The following is an 18,266-nucleotide window of genomic DNA, read 5'->3' as shown; positions in this document are numbered from 1 at the left end:
TCTGCTCGGAACGCGTCTAGAGCAGCGACTGGGCCACGCGACGCACCTCGGCCTTGCGACCGGCGCGCAGCGCCGCGATGGGCGAGACACCCATCGAGTCATCGACCGTGAGCATCCAGCGGACCGCCTCGTCGTCGGTGAAGCCGTTGTCGCTGAGCACGGTCAGGGTGCCACGCAGCTCCGGCATGGGCTCGCGGTCCTCGAGGAACTCGCTCGGCACGCGCAGGACACCACCGACGCGGGCCGCCAGCAGGGTCTTCTCCTCGAACAGGCGGTGGATCCGGCCGGGGCTGGTGCTGAACAGGTCCACCAGTTCGGGGACGGTCAGCCAGCGCTCGGAGAGGGAGAGGTCGTCGACGGGTGCAGCACTCACACGCCCATGGTGCCAGAGCGGGGCGCCGAGTGAGTACGCACCGTTCGTCACATTCGCCACACGCACCACATCCGGCTCTCTGGTTGACTTGGGAATCACACCATGCCAGCGTTGTGCCACCTGTGAGTGCGCGCATGCACGCGCACGGGACAGTCGAGATCAGGAGAAACCGTGGACAACGCTGCAGACGAAGCCGCCCGGCGCGCACGATCCGCCCGGTTCGCGACCATGCCCATCGTCCTCGCGGGCACGATCGCGGTGACCGCCGGCCTGACCGGCCCCATCGCGCACGCCGAACCGCGCCACGACGACGCGGACTCGAACCACAAGCGCCATGTCGACCAAGACCGCAACGTCGGCAACCGTCCGGTCTTCGGCACCGCGGTCGCACGTCCGTCGCAGACCGTCGTCACGACGGTCGCCGCGACGACGAAGGCAGCCGCCCCCACGACCTACACCGTCCGTCAGGGCGACACGGTCTCGGGCATCGCCGCCCGCTTCGGCCTGTCGGCGCAGGAGGTCCTGGTGCGCAACGGCCTCGGCTGGAACACGATCATCCACCCCGGGCAGACGCTGCACCTGGCGTCGACGCCCGCGGTGACGACGGCGCGCACGACCACGAGCGCCGGATCGACGTCCGGGTCCGGGTCGGGATCGAGTACCTCGAGCTACCACGTGAAGTCGGGCGACACCGTGTCCGGCATCGCGTCGCGGGTCGGCGTGTCGACGACCGCGCTCCTCAGCGCCAACAAGCTCTCGCAGCGCAGCGTGATCTACCCCGGCCAGACGCTCCGGGTACCGCACGGCTCGTCCGGTGGCAGCTCGGTGTCCACGTCCGCAGCGTCGTCAGGTTCGTCGAAGTCGAGTGTGAAGATCTCCTCGGGCGACACGATCGGCTCGATCGCTGCGTCCCACCACGTCTCCGTCGCCTCGCTGCTGTCGGCGAACGGCCTGACCTACACGAGCACGATCTACGCGGGCAAGACCCTCGTCATCCCGTCGTCGAGCACTGCTGCGACGACCGCCACGGCGCCGTCGCGCGCCGCGGTGAGCGCCGCCGTCGGACTGAGTGCCGAGCAGCGCCAGAACGCGGCCACCATCGTCGCCGTCGGCCGCTCCCTCGGGGTGTCCGACCGCGGCATCGTGGTGGCCCTGGCCGCCGCGATGCAGGAGTCGAGCCTGCGCAACCTGCCCCACGGCGACCGCGACTCGGTCGGCCTGTTCCAACAGCGGCCGAGCCAGGGCTGGGGCAGCGCGGCGAAGCTGCAGGACCCGGCGTACGCGACGAAGCTGTTCTTCGGCGGTCGCAGCAACCCGAACGTCGGCAAGACCCGCGGGCTGCTCGACGTGCCCGGGTGGTCGTCGATGAGCATCACCGACGCCGCCCAGGCCGTGCAGCTCTCCGCGTACCCCAAGGCCTACGCCAACTGGGCGAGCGCCGCCCAGGGCTGGCTGGCCACCCTCTGAGTCTCATCCGGAAGATCGAGATTGGGTCACGACCGGTGCGCCGGTGCGGTGTCGTGCAGTCTCGATTCGTAGAATGCCGCCGATGACCACCAACGCCGCCACGGATCCGATGATCGGTCGCATGATCGATCAGCGGTACCGCGTCCGCTCCCGCATCGCGCGCGGGGGCATGGCGACCGTGTACCTCGCGACCGACGTCCGCCTCGAGCGACGCGTCGCGATCAAGATCATGCACGGGCACCTGGCCGACGACCAGGCCTTCCGTGAGCGCTTCATCCAAGAGGCGAGGTCCGCCGCGCGGCTGTCCCACCCGAACCTGGTCGGCGTCTACGACCAGGGCGCCGAGGACGACACCGCCTACATCGTCATGGAGTACATCCCGGGCATCACGCTGCGGGACCTGCTGCAGGAGCACCACGCCCTGACGCCGGAGCAGGCGACGGACATCCTGCGGGCCGTGCTGGCCGGCCTCGCCTCGGCCCACCGCGCCGGCATCGTGCACCGCGACCTGAAGCCCGAGAACGTCCTGCTCGCCGACGACGGCCGCATCAAGCTCGGCGACTTCGGCTTGGCCCGGGCGACGACGGCGAACACCGCGACCGGGGCCGCCCTGCTCGGCACGATCGCGTACCTCTCCCCGAGCTCGTCACCCGTGGCGCCGCCGACTCGCGCAGCGACATCTACGCGCTCGGCATCATGCTCTACGAGATGCTCACCGGCGAACAGCCCTACAAGGGCGAGCAGCCGATGCAGATCGCCTACCAGCACGCGAACGACACGGTGCCGGTCCCGAGTGCCGCGGTGTCCGGCGTCCCACCCGAGCTCGACGAACTCGTCGCCTGGTCGACCGCCCGCGACCCCGAGGACCGTCCGCGCGACGCCCGCGAGATGCTCGACCACATGGCGGGCAACCAGCAGCGCGCCACGGGCCAGTACCGGACCGCCGTGCTGCGGCCCGAGAACGCGACCGCGATCCTGCCGTCCGGCGGCGGGGCCGCTGCCGGGCTCGGCGCTGCTGCCGCTGGTGCCCGCGCTGCTGCCGCCGACGCACCGGCTGCCACCGATGCCACGGCGATCATCGACAGCCCCGACCGCCAGCGTCCCACGGCCCGAAACCGCAACACCGGTCCGGGCCCGCGCCGCACGGGCGCGCAGCCCGGGGTGCTCTCGCCCGCGGGACAGCGCCTGGCCGACCTCTCCGCGAAGCGTCGCAAGCGCGGCTGGATCGCGCTGTCGGTCTTCGTCGTGCTCCTGCTCATCGGCGCGGGCTTCGGCTGGTACTTCGGGCCGGGGCCGGGTGGCAACGTGCGCATCCCCGAAGTGACGGGCAAGTCGGTCTCGCAGGCCCGGCAGCTGCTCGAAGCCCAGGGCCTGCACGCGGCGTCGAAGACCGGAACCCGGTTCGACGCCGTCGTCGCGAAGGGACAGGTGTCCATCACCAAGCCGGCCGCGAAGCGCGAGGTGCAGAAGGGCACCTCCGTGCAGCTCGTCGTGTCGAACGGGCCGAAGATGATCGCGCTGCCGGCCATCGTCGGGCAGCCGATCTCGACCGTCACCGCGGCGCTCGACGACGACTTCGAGCTGCAGGACAACCGGTACGAGTTCTCGGCCGACGCCGCGAAGGACACCGTCATCGCGGCGACCGGCCGGGCGTCGGGCGGCAAGGCGCTCGACCTGACGTCGGTCAAGGCCTACGGCGAGACCGGCCCGGTCACGCTGACGGTGTCCCTCGGCGCCGTTCCGGACGTCGTCGGCAAGACCGTCGAGCAGGCCTCCGCCGAGCTCGACGCGGTCGGCCTGATCCTCGGCGCCCAGACCGAGGAGTTCGACGAGGACGTCCCCTCCGGGCAGATCGTCTCCGCGAAGGTGCAGGACTCCCCGCCGTGCGCGGCAGCGCGATCGACGTCGTCGTCTCGAAGGGCCCGACGCCGATCACCCTGCCCGAGGACGGCGTCGTCGGCTCGACCATCAACGAGGCCACCGCGACGCTCGAGGGCCTCGGCCTCAAGGTCGCCGTTCCCGACTGCACGAACATCCTGTGCGGCTTCTACGACTGGAAGTCGTCGCTGCCGGTGACCGGCACCGACCCGGGCCCCGGAGCCACGGTGTACCGCGGCGACACGGTGACGCTCTCCTACGACCAGTAGGCGGTCGCGCCGCCCCGTCCGGTCCGGTCCGGTCCGCCGAAGCGACACTTGTCCGCACGGCCTCGCCGAAGGCACCGCGAAAGCGACAGTGTGCCGTCGGACATCGGCGGCACACTGTCGCTTTCGCGGACCGGCGCGGCCGATGCCTCGTGAAGCGGGCAGTGGACGCAACCGGCACGGCGGACGGGAGGCGCGGGGCAGGGCCGCCACGGGCCTCCCGTCCGACACGCGGAAGCGACAGAACCCCGCGAACAGTTCGCGGGATTCTGTCGCTCTGGCGGGACTGACGCGACCCGCTGCGCGCTACGCGCGCACGTGCGGGTGCGCGCCGAGCTCCTCGGCCACGAGGAACGCGAGCTCGAGCGACTGCATGTGGTTCAGCCGCGGGTCGCAGAGCGACTCGTAGCGGGTGGCGAGGGTGGCCTCGTCGATGTGCTCCGACCCGCCGAGGCACTCCGTGACGTCGTCACCGGTGAGCTCGACGTGCATGCCGCCCGGGTAGGTGCCGACCTGCCGGTGCGCCTCGAAGAAGCCGAGGACCTCGTCCACGACGTCGTCGAACCGACGGGTCTTGTAGCCGGTGGGCGTGGTCAGGCCGTTGCCGTGCATCGGGTCGGTGACCCACAGCGGGTTGGCGTCCATGCCCTTGATCGCCTCGAGCAGCTTGGGGAGCTCGTCGCGGATCTTGCCGGCACCCATGCGCGTGATGAACGTCAGGCGGCCGGGCTCGCGGTTCGGGTCGAGCTTGTCGACCAGGGCCTTCATGTCGTCGACGCTCGTGGTCGGGCCGAGCTTCACGCCGATCGGGTTCCGCACCCGCGACAGGAAGTCGACGTGCGCACCGTCGAGGTCACGCGTGCGCTCCCCGATCCAGATGAAGTGGCCGGAGGTGTCGTAGGCCAGACCGGAACGCGAGTCGATGCGGGTCATCGGGCGCTCGTAGTCCATGAGCAGACCCTCGTGCGACGCGTAGAACTCGACGTGCTTCAGTGCCTCGAAGTCGGCACCGCAGGCGTCCATGAAGCGGATCGCGCGGTCGATTTCCTTGGCGAGGTGCTCGTACCGGGCGTTCGCCGGGTTCGACGCGAAGCCCTTGTTCCACGAGTGCACCTGACGCAGGTCGGCGAAGCCACCCTGGGTGAAGGCGCGGACGAGGTTCAGGGTCGACGCGGCCGTGTGGTACCCCTGCACCAGGCGGCGCGGGTCGGCCGTCCGGCTCTCCGGCGTGAAGTCGTAGCCGTTCACGATGTCACCGCGGTAGGCGGGCAGCGTGACGTCGCCGCGGGTCTCGAAGTCGCTCGAGCGCGGCTTGGCGAACTGCCCGGCCATGCGCCCCATCTTGATGACGGGCATCGACGCACCGTAGGTCAGGACGACGGCCATCTGCAGGATCGTCTTGACGCGGTCGCGGATGGAGTCGGCGGTCGCGCCGGCGAAGGTCTCGGCGCAGTCACCGCCCTGCAGCAGGAACGCCTTGCCCTGTGCGGCGGCGGCGAGCCGCTCGCGGAGCTTGTCGACCTCGCCCGCGAAGACGAGGGGCGGCAGCGTGGCGATCTCGGCCGAGGCTGCCTCGGCTGCCGCGGCGTCGGGCCACGTGGGCTGCTGCTTGATGGGGAGCGTGCGCCAATAGTCGAGACCCTCGATGACGTCCGGATCCTGCAGGGCGACGAAGTCGGTCGACTCGAACAAGGGCGTTACCTCGGTGTTCTGTGCGGGCGGCCCGCCTGGCCGCCGGAAGGCGGCAGAACGGGCGTCCTGGCGGAGTGCCGGGACCATCAGAGCCTAACGTGCGGGCGACGACTTCCGTTCCCGCATGACTGCCTCGCGTGCCGAGCTCGCGCGTTCCTTGACGCTCGTCGCGTAGACGTCGACGTACTCCTGACGGCTCAGCCCCGCGAGCTCGTGCATGACCTCGTCGGTGACGCTGCGCAGGATGAACCGGTCGGTCTCGAAGCCCTGGAAGCGCGAGAAGTCGAGCGGCTTGCCGAACACCACGCCGACGCGCTTGATCTTCGGGAAGCGCTGCCCGATCTGCTGCACCTCACGCGTGCCGACCATGGCGACGGGGACGACGAGGACCCGGCCCTCGAGGATCATCCGCGCGATCCCGGTGCGACCGCGGTACAGCTTGCCGTCGGGGCTGCGGGTGCCCTCCGGGTAGATGCCGAGCTGCTCGCCGCGCGCCAGGACCTGCAGGCCCGTGCGGAGCGAGGCCTCGGACGCCTTGCCGCCGGAGCGGTCGATCGGCAGCTGGCCGATGGCGTTGAAGAACGTCTTCGTCGCCCAGCCCTTGAGCCCCCGCCCGGTGAAGTAGTCGCTCTTCGCCAGGAAGGACAGCCGCCGGTCGAGCACGGCCGGCAGGATCACCGAGTCGATGAACGAGATGTGGTTGGACGCGAAGATGACCGGGCCCTTGGCGGGGACGTTTTCACGGCCGACCACCCACGGGCGGAACAGGGTGAGGATGAGCGGGCCGAGCAGGAAGTTCTTCAGCAGCCAGTAGGTCATCGACGACTCCAGGTGGTGGGGCGGGCTCGAGTGACCCTACGCCGTGCGGGCCGGTACGCGGTTACGCCGTGCGGGCGTGGATGCGGGCCAGGTCGGCGGCGCCGACGACTCCGGCATCGTTCACCAGCTCGGCGATCACGAAGTCCGGCTCGGGGTGGTAGCCACGCGCCGGCAGGTTGTTGAGGTACGCCTGCTTGATCGGGTCGAGCAGCCGGTCCCCCGCGCTGGCGACCCCGCCGCCGAACACGAACAGCTGCGGGTCGAGCACCGCGGACAGCGAGGCGCAGGCCTCACCGAGGTGACGGCCGAGGCGACGGAGCGCCGCGAGGGCACCCGGGTCGTCGGCCAGGATCAGGTCGCCCACGATGTGCCCGTCGAGCTCGCCGCCGTTGGCTTCGCGCGCGTCGGCCAGCGCGGAGCCGATGCCGCCGGCGTCGGCGACGTCGTTCGCCATCCGCTGCAGGGCACGGCCGGAACCGTACTGCTCGATGCAGCCACGCGCACCGCAGCCGCACGGCAGACCGTTCGGCACGATGCGCAGGTGGCCGATCTCGCCGCCGGTGCCGAACCCGCCGCGGAACAGGCGGTCCTCGGTCACGATGGCGCCGCCCACACCGGTACCGATGGTGAGCATCGTCATGTCGGAGACGAGCCGGCCGGCGCCGAAGCGGAACTCGGCCCACCCGGCAGCGTTGGCGTCGTTGTCGACCGTGATGTGCAGGTCGCCGAGGCGCTGCTGCAGCTTCTGGCGCAGGGGCTCGTTCCGCCACCGGATGTTCGGCGTGTAGTAGACGATCGACTGCGAGGCGTCGATGAAGCCCGGGGCCGCGACGCCGACCGCGCCGACCTCGTGACCTGAGCTGAGTCGCTCGACCATCGAGACGACGTCGTCGAGCATGGCGTTCGGGTCCGCAGCGTTGGTGGCCACGCGGTCCTCGGCGATGATCTCGCCGAGTTCCGTCACGACCGCTCCCGCGATCTTGGTGCCCCCGATGTCGATTCCGATGGCGTGCACGGTCCAAGAGCCTACCGGTTCACCGCGAACTCACGGAACGCCCGGTGACGCGTCCTATGCTGGCTGTGTCGCCTCGCAGGATGAGGCGCCCTCGAATCGAACCGGCAGACAAGGGAGTCACCGTGAACGATCAGCGACCCGAACGCGCCAGCGTCACCACCGACGGTGCTCTCGCCGACAGCGCGGTCACCGACGGCGCACGTCCCGACGGTGCGGTCACCGACAGCGTCGGCGTTCCGACCGGGAGGCACGCCTCGCGTCCGACGAGCGGCCCCGTCGCCCCTGACCACGGCTCTGCAGCGCGGCTGCTCGGCGACCGCGCCCGGCTGACGCCGTCGCGTCCGATCCTGGCCCAGCGCCACGGCGACACGTGGACGACGATCACCGCCGGCGAGGTGCTCGCACGGGTCCGCGGCATCGCGAAGGGCTTCGTCGCCGCCGGCCTCGAGCCCGGCGCCCACGTCGCGATCCTGTCCCGCACCCGCCTGGAGTGGACGCTCGTCGACTTCGCGGTGTGGACGGCGGGCCTCGTCTCCGTCCCCGTCTACGAGACGAGTTCTCCCGACCAGGTCCGATGGATCCTGTCCGACTCCGAGGCCGTCGCGATCGTCGTCGAGCAGGAGGAGCACGCGCGTCGGGTCGCCTCGATCGCCCCGGACCTGCCGCACCTCGGGCAGCACTGGACGATCGACGGCGGCGGGCTCGACGACCTGACCCGGCTCGGCGAGGACGTCACCGACGACGAACTCGACGCGCGGACGGCATCGGTGCACGGCCACGACGACGCGACGATCATCTACACCTCCGGGTCGACCGGGCGCCCGAAGGGGTGCGTCCTGCGGCACGACAACTTCACCGCGACGGTCGAGAACGCCAGTGTCGCGATGCCCGAGGTCGTCGCGGACGGCGCCTCGACGCTGCTCTTCATCCCGATGGCCCACGTGTTCGCCCGCTTCATCGCGGCGATGTCCGTGTCGGCCGGGGTACTGGTCGGCCACGAGCCGGACACGAAGGACCTCATGCAGGCCGTGTCGTCGTTCAAGCCGTCCTTCCTGCTGGCGGTCCCCGGGTGTTCGAGAAGATCTACAACGCCTCCGAGCAGAAGGCCGACCTCGGTGGCAAGGGGAAGATCTTCCGGGCCGCTGCGGACACCGCGGTCGCCCACTCCGAGGCCTTGGCCGCCGGTCGGGTCCCGCTCGTGCTCGGCCTGAAGTTCAAGCTGTTCGACAAGCTCGTCTACGCGAAGCTCCGGAACGCCCTCGGTGGCCGCACCGAGTACGCGGTCAGCGGCTCTGCGCCGCTCTCGCCGCGGCTGTCGCACTTCTTCCGCTCGATCGGGGTGCTCATCCTCGAGGGCTACGGCCTCACCGAGACGACGGCCCCCGCGACCGTGAACCGTGCAGCGGAGCTGCGCATCGGCACGGTCGGTCGTGCCCTGCCCGGTGTCGAGATCCGGATCGCCGACGACCAGGAGATCCTGATCCGCGGCGTCGACGTGTTCGACCGCTACTGGCGGAACGACGAGGCCACCGAGCAGGCCTTCACCGACGACGGCTGGTTCCGCACGGGCGACCTCGGACGGCTCGACGACGACGGCATCCTGACGGTGACCGGACGCGCCAAGGAACTCATCGTCACCGCGAGCGGCAAGAACGTCGCACCGGCACCGCTCGAGGACGGCGTCCGTGAGCACCCGCTCATCGGGCAGGTCGTGGTCGTCGGCGAGGGCAAGCCCTTCGTCGCCGCCCTCGTCACACTCGACCGCGAGATGCTCCCGGGGTGGTGCGAGAGCCGCGGGATCACGCCGGCGCTCTCCGCGCACGAGGCCGCCTACGACGAGCGCGTGCTCACCGCCGTGCAAGAGGCGATCGACACCGCGAACGGCCGGGTCTCACGAGCCGAGTCGGTCCGGTCGTTCACGATCCTGGACACCGAGCTGACGGAGGGCTCCGGACACCTGACGCCGAAGCTGACGATCAAGCGCTCGGTCATCCTGCGCGACTTCGCGGCCGACATCGACCACATCTACTCGGGGTCGAAGGTGCAGACGACTGCGACGCCCGTCATCGAGGAGCGTCGCGGGCGCCGCGCGTAGCGTCCCGCCGTCTCGACGTACCGGGACCGATCGGGCGTACCAGGTCGTTTCTTCCGACCAGGTACGCCCGATTCCGCCAGGTGCGCGCGGGATGCAGGCGCAACGGCCTGGAGGCCCGGTGCCGGTCCACGGGACCGGCACCGGGCCTCCAGGCGGTTGCGGTGCGCGCGGGGCGCGACCCCGTCGTCTCGGCGTACCGGGACCGATCGGGCGTACCAGGTCGTTTCTTCCGACCAGGTATGCCCGATTCCGCCAGGTGCGCGCGGGGTGCAGGTGCGCGCGGGGTGCAGGTGCGCGCGGGGCTCAGGCCTCCGGCGACTGCTCCGGCGCGGGGGCGTCGAGGACGGCGGTCGAACCGGTGGCGACCGTGGTGTCGGCAGGACGACGGTTGGTGCGGGTGCGGTGGGAGCTGAGCTCGTCAGTCTGACTGGTCATGCGGGAGTCCTGGGGGGATGGGATGGTCGCCGGTGGGAGGCCGACGCCGATACGGTACCTCTTCGTCAGGACAAAGCGACAATCCCCCGTGGGGGTGTCATGAGCAGGCACTCATGACGAGCGGATCAGTGGAACCACTCCTGCGCCCGGATGTCCCGCAACGCCTGCCGTCGGACCTCTGGTTCGAGCGTCATCACGTAGACGGTGCCGTCCAGGTGGTCGACCTCGTGCTGCAGCGCCTCGGCCATCAGCCCGGTGCCCTCGAGCACCACCTCGGCGCCGTCGACGTCGACGCCACGGACCTTGGCGTACGGGTGCCGCCGGGTCGGGTAGCCGAGCCCGGGGACGGACAGGCACCCTTCCTCCATGAGCTCGGGCTCCCCGAGACCTCGACGACCTCGGGGTTCAGGACGTACCCGACCTCGCCGTCGACGTTGTACGAGAACGCGCGGAGTCCGACACCGATCTGCGGCGCGGCCACACCGGCTCGGCCGGGCTCCTTGACGGTGTCGATCAGGTCCTGCACGAGGTCGCGGACCCCGCTCGACCCGAGTGCCGCCGGAGCGATCGGGTCTGCAGGCGAACGGAGGACGGGGTCGCCGAACAGGCGGATGGGACGGACGGTCAATTTACTGCAGCACCACCAGGAGGTCGCCGGCGTCCACCTGCTGGGTCGCCGGGATCGCGAGACGGCCGACGGTGCCCGCCACGGGCGCCGTGATGGCCGCTTCCATCTTCATCGCCTCGATGCTCGCCACGGCCGCTCCGGCCTCGACGACGTCACCGACGGCGACCTTGAGCGTCACCACACCGGAGAACGGCGCGGCCACGTGCTTCGGGTCGGACTTGTCGGCCTGCTCGGCGACCTTCGTCTCGACCTCGATCGACCGGTCGCGGACCGAGACCGGGCGGAGCTGCCCGTTCATCGTGGCCATGACCGTACGGATGCCCTTGTCGTCGACCTCGCCGATCGCCTCGAGCCCGACGAACAGGTCGACGCCCTTGCCGAGCGGCACGACGTGCTCCTGCCCGGGGCGCAGCCCGTACAGGTAGTCGACGGTCGGGACCACGGACAGGTCGCCGTACTGCTCGCGCACCTGCTCGAACTGCGCCGTGGGCTGCGGGAACAGCAGCCGGTTCAACGCCTGCTGGCGCTCGGGCCCCTGGGCGTCGAGGTGCGCGCGCTCGGCGTCCGGCACCGGGGTGATCTCGAGGCGGACGTCGCGGCCCGCCAGCACCTTCGTCCGGAACGGCTCCGGCCACCCACCCGGCAGGTCACCGAGCTCGCCGGCCATGAACCCGACGACGGAGTCCGGGATGTCGTACTTGTCCGGGTTCTGCTCGAAGTCGGCCGGGTCGGCGTTCACCGCGGCGAGCTGCAGCGCGAGGTCACCGACCACCTTCGACGACGGCGTGACCTTGGTCGGGCGTCCGAGGATCCGGTTTGCCTCGGCGTACCAGTCCTCGACCTGCTCGAACCGGTCGCCCAGGCCGAGCGCGATCGCCTGCTGGCGGAGGTTCGACAGCTGACCACCGGGGATCTCGTGCTTGTAGACCCGACCTGTCGGACCGGGCAGCCCGGACTCGAACGGGGCGTAGGCCCGACGGACCGCCTCCCAGTAGGGCTCGAGGTCGCCGACCGCGTCGAGGGACAGTCCGGTGTCGCGCTCCGTGTGGGCCAGGGCGGCGACCAGCGCGGACATGCTCGGCTGGCTCGTCGTCCCGGCCATCGGCGCCGAGGCGACGTCCACCGCGTCCGCACCGGCACGCGCGGCGGCGAGGAGCGTCGCGAGCTGCCCACCGGCGGTGTCGTGCGTGTGCACGTGCACGGGCTGGTCGAAGCGTTCGCGCAGGGCGCCGACGAGCTTCTCGGCGGCGCCGGCGCGGAGCAGGCCGGCCATGTCCTTGATGCCGATGACGTGCGCACCGGCCTCGACCATCTGCTCCGCCAGGCGGAGGTAGTAGTCCAACGTGTACAGGTCCTCGGCAGGATCGAGGAGGTCGGCGGTGTAGCAGAGCGCCGCTTCGGCGACGGCCGTGCCGGTCGCGAGCACTGCCTCCAGGGCCGGTCGCAACTGGCTGACGTCGTTGAGCGCGTCGAACACGCGGAAGACGTCGACGCCCGTGGCGGCGGCCTCGGCGACGAACGCGTCCGTCACCTCGGTCGGGTACGGGGTGTAGCCGACCGTGTTGCGGCCGCGCAGCAGCATCTGGATCGGGATGTTCGGCATCGCCTCGCGCAGCGAGGCCAGGCGCTCCCACGGGTCCTCGCCGAGGAACCGGAGGGCGACGTCGTACGTCGCACCGCCCCAGGCCTCGACGCTCAGCAGCTGCGGCGTCAGCCGCGCGACGTACGGTGCGACGGCGACGAGGTCCTTCGTGCGGACGCGGGTGGCGAGCAGCGACTGGTGCGCGTCCCGCATCGTCGTCTCCGTCACGGCGAGCCGCGTCTGAGCACGGAGCGCCTTCGCCCACTCGGCCGGACCCTGCGCCAGCAGCAGGTCGCGCTGGCCCTCGGGCACCGGGGCGCTGAGGTCGAGGGCGGGGAGCTTGGCGCTCGGGTCGGTGACCAGCGGAGACCGCTCACCGTTCGGCTTGTTCACCGTGACGTCGGCCAGCCAGTTCAGGACCTTGGTGCCGCGGTCCTTCGACACGTGGCCGCTGAACAGCTGCGGACGCTCCTCGATGAACTTCGTCGAGACGTCGCCGCGGGCGAAGTCCGGGTCCTCGAGCACGGCCTGCAGGAACGGGATGTTCGTGCTGACGCCGCGGATGCGGAACTCGGCGAGGGCCCGCTTCGCACGAGCGACGGCCGTCGGGAAGTCGCGTCCGCGGCACGTCATCTTGGCGAGCATCGAGTCGAAGTGCGGGCTGATCTGCGCACCGGTGGCGACCGTGCCGCCGTCCAGACGCACGCCAGCACCGCCGGGACTGCGGTACGTGGTGATGCGGCCGGTGTCCGGCCGGAAGCCCTGCGTGGGGTCCTCGGTCGTGATGCGGGTCTGCAGCGCGGCCCCGTGCACCGAGACGGTGTCCTGCGACAGGCCGAGGTCGGCGAGCGACTCGCCCGAGGCGATGCGCATCTGCGACTGCACCAGGTCGACGTCGGTGACCTCTTCGGTGACGGTGTGCTCGACCTGGATGCGCGGGTTCATCTCGATGAAGACGTGCTGGCCCTCGCGCTCGCCCTCGGTGTCGAGCAGGAACTCGACGGTGCCGGCGTTCACGTAGCCGATCGAGCGGGCGAAGGCGACCGCGTCCCGGTGCAGAGCCTGGGCGACGGCGGGGTCGAGGTTCGGCGCCGGGGCGATCTCGACGACCTTCTGGTTGCGGCGCTGCACGGAGCAGTCCCGCTCGAACAGGTGGATCGTCCCTGCTTCGGTACCCGTCGCGTCGGCGAGGATCTGCACCTCGATGTGCCGCGGCCGGATCACCGCCTGCTCGAGGAACATGGTCGGGTCGCCGAACGCACTGTCGGCCTCGCGCATCGCTGCTTCGAGCGCTGCACGGAGTTCGGGCTTGGTCTCGACCCGGCGCATGCCACGACCGCCACCGCCGGCGACCGCCTTGGCGAACACCGGGAACCCGATGGCGTCGGAGCCGGCGATGAGCTCCTCGATGTCACGACTCGCCGGGGTGCTCGCGAGGACCGGCACGCCGGCCGCGATCGCGTGCTCCTTCGCGGTCACCTTGTTGCCGGCCATCTCGAGCACGTGTTCGCCCGGACCGATGAAGGTGATGCCTGCTGCGGCGGCCGCGGCGGCGAGCTCCGGGTTCTCGGACAGGAAGCCGTACCCCGGGTAGATCGCGTCGGCACCCGACTCGCGCGCCACGCGGATGATCTCGGAGACGTCCAGGTACGCCCGGACCGGGTGGCCCCGCTCACCGATCAGGTAGGCCTCGTCGGCCTTCAGACGGTGCAGGGAGTTCCGGTCTTCGTAGGGGTAGACGGCGACGGTGCGCGCCCCCAGTTCGTACGCGGCACGGAATGCGCGGATGGCGATCTCACCACGGTTCGCCACGAGGATCTTGCTGAACACGACGTCCCTTTCAGCCCGGGTTGAGGTGAGACAACCCTAGTGGCGGTAACGTTGCTGATCGTGCATGTACTCAGCGTGAGCTCCCTCAAGGGCGGTGTCGGCAAGACGACGGTGACGCTCGGCCTGACTTCGGCCGCCTTCGCCAAGGGACTGCGCACGCTGGTGGTGGATCTCGACCCGCAGTCCGACGTCTCCACCGGCCTCGACATCAACCTCGCCGGACACCTCAACGTGGCCGACGTCCTCGAGAACCCGAAGGAGAAGATCGTCCGTCAGGCGATCGCCCCCTCCGGGTGGACGAAGGGCTCGCAGGGCAAGATCGACGTCATGGTCGGGTCGCCCTCGGCGATCAACTTCGACGGGCCGCACCCCTCCATCCGCGACATCTGGAAGCTCGAAGAGGCCCTGGCCAACGTCGAGCAGGACTACGAGCTCGTGCTCATCGACTGCGCACCGTCACTGAACGCCCTGACGCGTACCGCGTGGGCAGCGTCCGACCGCGTCACCGTCGTCACCGAGCCCGGCCTGTTCTCCGTCGCCGCCGCCGACCGCGCGCTCCGTGCCATCGAGGAGATCCGCCGCGGTCTCTCCCCCGCTTGCAGCCGCTCGGCATCATCGTGAACCGTGCCCGCGTCCAGTCGCTCGAGCACCAGTTCCGCATCAAGGAACTCCGCGACATGTTCGGGCCGCTCGTCCTGTCGCCGCAGCTGCCCGAGCGCACCTCGCTGCAGCAGGCGCAGGGTGCCGCGAAGCCCCTGCACGTGTGGCCCGGCGAGTCCGCGCAGGAGATGGCGCGCAACTTCGACCAGCTGCTCGAGCGCATCATGCGGACCGGCAAGATCGGGCCGTACGCCGACGGTTCGGGTGCCGTAGGCGCGTAGGCGCGTAGGCGCGTAGGCGCGTAGGCGGTCGTTCGTAGCGCGTTCGTGTGTCCCCGGCGTCGAGTTCGTTGGGCGCGGGGGCGGTTCGCTGTCGTCGAGGTTCCAGAACTCGCCGCTCAGGTTCGCCGAGGTTCCACTCCCGAGCCCTGAGCGCGTCGAGGTTCCGAGATTTCGGATCCTCGGGGGCAGACGGACGACCGCGCGACCGCGCAGACGGACGACCGCGAGGACGTCCGGACGAGGGCGAACGGCGCGGTCAGGAAGCGCGGGAAGCGCGACGCGCGGCGAGCTCGTCGGACGGGTCGGCCGCCGCGGAGGCGTCGAGCTCGACCAGGGAGGTCTCGACCTCGCGCAGGACCTTGCCGACCGCGATGCCGAAGACACCCTGACCGCGGGACACCAGGTCGATGACCTCGTCGTCCGAGGTGCACAGGTACACCGAGGCTCCGTCGGACATCAGGGTGGTCTGGGCGAGGTCGGACACGCCCGACTCGCGGAGCTGGTTCACGGCGGTGCGGATCTGCTGCAGCGAGATGCCGGTGTCGAGCAGGCGCTTCACGAGCTTGAGCACGAGGATGTCGCGGAAGCCGTACAGGCGCTGGGAACCGGAGCCGGCAGCGCCGCGGATGGTGGGCTGCACGAGTTCGGTGCGTGCCCAGTAGTCGAGCTGTCGGTACGAGATGCCGGCTGCACGTGCGGCGACGGTGCCGCGGTAGCCGTTCTGCTCGTCGTGCTCGGGGAGGCCGTCGGTGAAGAGCAGCCCGAGGTCGTACCGCGTCGTGTCCGACTCGGTGCCTGGGGTGTCGTTCCCACTCATGCGCTTGCCTTCCACGACGATCGAGCTCCCACCCGAAGGTTCAACGACGGGTTGAGAGTTGTTCCGAGGTCAACGGTAGCGACTCCGACCGCTCCCGCGCGGGACATCCGACTCGGCGCGTCCGGCGTGTCGAGGATACGCCCCACCCACTGACGCACAAGCCCCCGCGGAGCACCGGAACGGATCATGCGTCGAGACGACCGATCGCCGCGCGGATGAGGCTCGAGCGGATGACCTCGAGCTGGACGGCGATCTCGCGTGCGAGTTCCGTGGCCTTCGCCCGTGACGTCGCATCGCCCCGGCGGGACACGGGCATGAGCGCGGATTCGATGAGTCCGACCTCGCGCTCGGCGGTGCTGCGGAGCGTGCGCAGGTGCCGCGGCTCGATGCCGGTCCGCTGCAGCTCGACGAGTGCCTTGAGGACCGACACGCTGTCCTCGCCGTAGGTCTCGGTGGCGGGGAGCAGTGATGCGGAGACCGCGTCGGCCAGGAGCATCGGGGACGCGCCGGCCGCTCGGGCCGTCTCGTCGCGGGTGTACCGGCGTTCGCGCCCGAGGATCGAGGGACGTGGGGCGTCCCCACCGCCCGGCAGTACGGGCTCGCGCCCGGCGTCGAGGTCGGCGAGGTAGTCCTTGATGACCTTGAGTGGCAGGTAGTGGTCGCGCTGCAGGCCGAGGATCACCCGGAGGCGGTCGACGTCGGCCGCCGAGAACTTGCGGTACCCGCTGGCCGTGCGGATCGGCGTCACGAGCTCGCGCTCTTCGAGGAAGCGCAGCTTGGAACTCGACAGGTCCGCGAACTCGGGCTTGAGGCGAGCGAGGACCTGCCCGATCGTGAGCAGGTCCGGTGCCGCTGACCCCGCCCGGGCCGCAGCGGACCGTGCGGCCACTACGCGTTCGCCAGGCGCGCCAGGTCGACCCGGGACGCGTAGAACGTCAGACGGAACTTGCCGACCTGGACCTCTGCCCCGTCGGTGAGCGGTGCTTCGTCGATGCGGTCACCGTCGAAGTACGTGCCGTTGAGCGAACCGTTGTCCTTGACGGTGAACGCCGTGCCGTGCCGCAGGAACTGCGCGTGCTTGCGCGACACCGTGACGTCGTCGAGGAAGATGTCGGCGTCGGGGTGTCGGCCGGCGGTCGTGACGTCGGAGTCGAGGAGGAACCGCGCACCCACGTTCGGACCGCGGCGCACGACGAGCAGCGCCGATCCGGACGGCAGGGCGTTGACCGCCTCGCGCTCTTCCGCTGAGACACCGGACTCGGCGGTGAGCGCCGCGCCCATGTCCATGCTGAAGGTCAACGTGGTGTCGACCAGCCGCTGCTCCGGGGTCTTCTGACCGTCCGGCTGCGGGACCACTGGATCTGGCATCGGTGGACCTCCTCCTCTTGGCCCACCAGCGTATCGGAAAGGAGGGCTCCAGCGGCAGCCCCGAACTGGGCCTGTGGACGATCGTCCGCGGTGCGCGAACGTGCGGTCCGCGTTCAGCGACCGCGCGCGAGCAACCAGAGCAGGTACGGGGCGCCGACGACACCCGTCACGACGCCGACGGGCAGGGCGTTGCCGGGGATCGCGAACTGGGCGATGAGGTCGCTGCCGAGGGTGATCGCCGCTCCCACCGCGGCGGCCGGCCCGAGGGCGACGCGGCCTCCGCCGACGAGCCGACGGGCGATCGGCGCCGCCATCAGCGCGACGAACGACACCGGCCCCGCCGTGGCGACCGCGGCGGCGGTCAGGCACACCGCGGTGAGGAGCAGCAGCACCTTCGCGCGGTCCGGCCGGAGCCCGAGGGCCGCCGACACCTCGTCGCCGAGCGTCAGGACGGTCAGGCGCGACGACTGCAGCAGGGCCAGCAGGAACAGCACGACGAACGCGACGCCGAGCACGCCGACCAGGTTCCGGTCGACGGCGTTCAGGCTGCCGGACAACCACAGCAGCGCGGTGCCGGCCTGGGTGACGGTGCCGCTGGTGAGCATCCACCCCGTGATGCTCAGGCAGATCGCCGAGACGCCGATCCCGACGAGAACGACCCGGTTGCCGGTGATCCCCCGCCGCCAGGCCAGTCCGGCGATCACGATCGACACCACGACCGCGCCGACGAGCACGACCGAGAACAGGGTGCCGCCGGACGCCCCGAACAGCACGATCGCGGTGAGACCCGCAGCACTGGCACCCGAGGTGATGCCGATGACGTCCGGGCTCGCGATCGGGTTGCGGACGACGCTCTGCACGATGGCGCCGGCGACCCCCAGGCTCGCACCGACAAGGATCGCTCCGAGCACCCGGGGGCCGCGCAGCTGCCCGATGACGAAGTCCGAGATGCGGTCGCCCTGGCCGAACAGTGCGCCGACGACCTGCGCCGGGGTGAGTGGGATCGAGCCGACCCCGAGTCCGACGAGCACCAGCGCGACGAGCACGACGACGACGACCGCCAGGACCACGAGCTCGCGTCGGACACCGACGAGCGCACCCCGAAGGGACGTCGACACCG

13 protein-coding genes and 4 pseudogenes are annotated in these 18,266 nt (G+C 70.7%); 6 read left to right on the top strand and 11 right to left on the bottom strand.

Annotation, left to right across the window (positions count from 1 at the left end; all coding sequences use genetic code 11):
* Positions 1 to 16: 16 nt before the first annotated feature.
* A complete protein-coding gene (locus ACZZ0J_RS00780; RefSeq protein ID WP_111085815.1) occupies positions 17 to 373 on the bottom strand; it encodes an Rv2175c family DNA-binding protein in 357 nt (118 codons plus the stop codon).
* Between the two features lie 171 nt (positions 374 to 544).
* On the opposite strand from ACZZ0J_RS00780, the gene ACZZ0J_RS00775 reads away from it, so the two are divergent.
* The 4 genes and pseudogenes from ACZZ0J_RS00775 to ACZZ0J_RS00760 all read left to right on the top strand — a co-directional run bounded on the left by ACZZ0J_RS00775 (position 545) and on the right by ACZZ0J_RS00760 (position 3,987).
* The gene (locus tag ACZZ0J_RS00775; RefSeq protein ID WP_463434146.1) at positions 545 to 1,840 is read left to right on the top strand and encodes a LysM peptidoglycan-binding domain-containing protein; all 1,296 of its coding nucleotides are present in this window, start codon (positions 545 to 547) and stop codon (positions 1,838 to 1,840) included.
* An 82-nt stretch (positions 1,841 to 1,922) separates the two neighbouring features.
* A pseudogene (locus tag ACZZ0J_RS00770) lies at positions 1,923 to 3,280 on the top strand (protein kinase domain-containing protein); the annotation flags it as partial.
* Between the two features lie 69 nt (positions 3,281 to 3,349).
* On the top strand, positions 3,350 to 3,916 hold the full coding sequence (locus ACZZ0J_RS00765; RefSeq protein WP_463438116.1) for a PASTA domain-containing protein: 567 nt from the start codon (positions 3,350 to 3,352) through the stop codon (positions 3,914 to 3,916).
* On the top strand, positions 3,913 to 3,987 hold the full coding sequence (locus tag ACZZ0J_RS00760; RefSeq protein WP_463438115.1) for a hypothetical protein: 75 nt from the start codon (positions 3,913 to 3,915) through the stop codon (positions 3,985 to 3,987). The genes ACZZ0J_RS00765 and ACZZ0J_RS00760 overlap by 4 nt, the downstream gene beginning before the upstream one ends.
* Positions 3,988 to 4,290: 303 nt before the next feature.
* Here the strand turns inward: ACZZ0J_RS00760 and ACZZ0J_RS00755 are convergent, their stop codons facing one another.
* The 3 genes from ACZZ0J_RS00755 to ACZZ0J_RS00745 all read right to left on the bottom strand — a co-directional run bounded on the left by ACZZ0J_RS00755 (position 4,291) and on the right by ACZZ0J_RS00745 (position 7,510).
* Complete coding sequence (locus ACZZ0J_RS00755; RefSeq protein WP_123340362.1) at positions 4,291 to 5,676, bottom strand: class II 3-deoxy-7-phosphoheptulonate synthase; 1,386 nt, start codon at positions 5,674 to 5,676, stop codon at positions 4,291 to 4,293.
* 93 nt (positions 5,677 to 5,769) lie between these two features.
* Entirely contained in the window at positions 5,770 to 6,495 is a 726-nt protein-coding gene (locus ACZZ0J_RS00750) for a lysophospholipid acyltransferase family protein (RefSeq protein WP_123292455.1), read from the bottom strand.
* 61 nt (positions 6,496 to 6,556) lie between these two features.
* Entirely contained in the window at positions 6,557 to 7,510 is a 954-nt protein-coding gene (locus ACZZ0J_RS00745; protein WP_111085799.1) for an ROK family glucokinase, read from the bottom strand.
* Between the two features lie 80 nt (positions 7,511 to 7,590).
* On the opposite strand from ACZZ0J_RS00745, the pseudogene ACZZ0J_RS00740 reads away from it, so the two are divergent.
* Positions 7,591 to 9,605 (top strand): annotated as a pseudogene (locus ACZZ0J_RS00740) (AMP-dependent synthetase/ligase).
* A 303-nt stretch (positions 9,606 to 9,908) separates the two neighbouring features.
* Here the strand turns inward: ACZZ0J_RS00740 and ACZZ0J_RS00735 are convergent.
* From ACZZ0J_RS00735 to ACZZ0J_RS00725, 3 genes and pseudogenes are all read right to left on the bottom strand, one after another.
* Positions 9,909 to 10,040, bottom strand: a complete 132-nt coding sequence (locus ACZZ0J_RS00735; protein ID WP_260155074.1) for a hypothetical protein — start codon at positions 10,038 to 10,040, stop codon at positions 9,909 to 9,911.
* Positions 10,041 to 10,165: 125 nt separating this feature from the next.
* A pseudogene (locus ACZZ0J_RS00730) lies at positions 10,166 to 10,668 on the bottom strand (peptide deformylase).
* A gap of 1 nt (position 10,669) precedes the next feature.
* Positions 10,670 to 14,080 carry a pyruvate carboxylase gene (locus tag ACZZ0J_RS00725; protein ID WP_463434139.1) on the bottom strand — a complete coding sequence of 1,137 codons (3,411 nt, stop codon included), beginning with the start codon at positions 14,078 to 14,080 and terminating at the stop codon, positions 10,670 to 10,672.
* Between the two features lie 60 nt (positions 14,081 to 14,140).
* Between ACZZ0J_RS00725 and ACZZ0J_RS00720 the strand changes: the two are divergent.
* A pseudogene (locus ACZZ0J_RS00720) lies at positions 14,141 to 14,961 on the top strand (ParA family protein).
* Positions 14,962 to 15,217: 256 nt separating this feature from the next.
* Here ACZZ0J_RS00720 and ACZZ0J_RS00715 read toward each other — a convergent pair.
* From ACZZ0J_RS00715 to ACZZ0J_RS00700, 4 genes are all read right to left on the bottom strand, one after another.
* The gene (locus ACZZ0J_RS00715; RefSeq protein ID WP_111085817.1) at positions 15,218 to 15,778 is read right to left on the bottom strand and encodes a MerR family transcriptional regulator; all 561 of its coding nucleotides are present in this window, start codon (positions 15,776 to 15,778) and stop codon (positions 15,218 to 15,220) included.
* Between the two features lie 184 nt (positions 15,779 to 15,962).
* The gene (gene ftsR / locus ACZZ0J_RS00710) at positions 15,963 to 16,667 is read right to left on the bottom strand and encodes a transcriptional regulator FtsR (protein ID WP_123312968.1); all 705 of its coding nucleotides are present in this window, start codon (positions 16,665 to 16,667) and stop codon (positions 15,963 to 15,965) included.
* Positions 16,667 to 17,146 (bottom strand): FHA domain-containing protein, encoded by a 480-nt coding sequence (locus tag ACZZ0J_RS00705; RefSeq protein WP_123292449.1) that lies wholly within the window; start codon positions 17,144 to 17,146, stop codon positions 16,667 to 16,669. The genes ftsR and ACZZ0J_RS00705 overlap by 1 nt, the downstream gene beginning before the upstream one ends.
* A gap of 113 nt (positions 17,147 to 17,259) precedes the next feature.
* A complete protein-coding gene (locus tag ACZZ0J_RS00700; protein ID WP_194648691.1) occupies positions 17,260 to 18,264 on the bottom strand; it encodes a FecCD family ABC transporter permease in 1,005 nt (334 codons plus the stop codon).
* Positions 18,265 to 18,266 lie beyond the last annotated feature (2 nt).

The organism is Curtobacterium sp. AC272, from assembly GCF_979258155.1.
The sequence above is the reverse complement of the archived record's forward strand: the minus strand, read 5'-3'. Positions and strand labels throughout refer to the sequence as shown.

What these genes read in the sequence shown, in the direction of transcription:
- ACZZ0J_RS00765 (WP_463438116.1), top strand. Translation starts at nt 3,350, where the DNA reads ATGATCGCGCTGCCGGCCATCGTCGGGCAGCCGATCTCGACCGTCACC.
- ACZZ0J_RS00750 (WP_123292455.1), bottom strand. Translation starts at nt 6,495, where the DNA reads ATGACCTACTGGCTGCTGAAGAACTTCCTGCTCGGCCCGCTCATCCTC.
- ACZZ0J_RS00735 (WP_260155074.1), bottom strand. Translation starts at nt 10,040, where the DNA reads ATGACCAGTCAGACTGACGAGCTCAGCTCCCACCGCACCCGCACCAAC.
- ACZZ0J_RS00715 (WP_111085817.1), bottom strand. Translation starts at nt 15,778, where the DNA reads ATGAGTGGGAACGACACCCCAGGCACCGAGTCGGACACGACGCGGTAC.
- ACZZ0J_RS00705 (WP_123292449.1), bottom strand. Translation starts at nt 17,146, where the DNA reads ATGCCAGATCCAGTGGTCCCGCAGCCGGACGGTCAGAAGACCCCGGAG.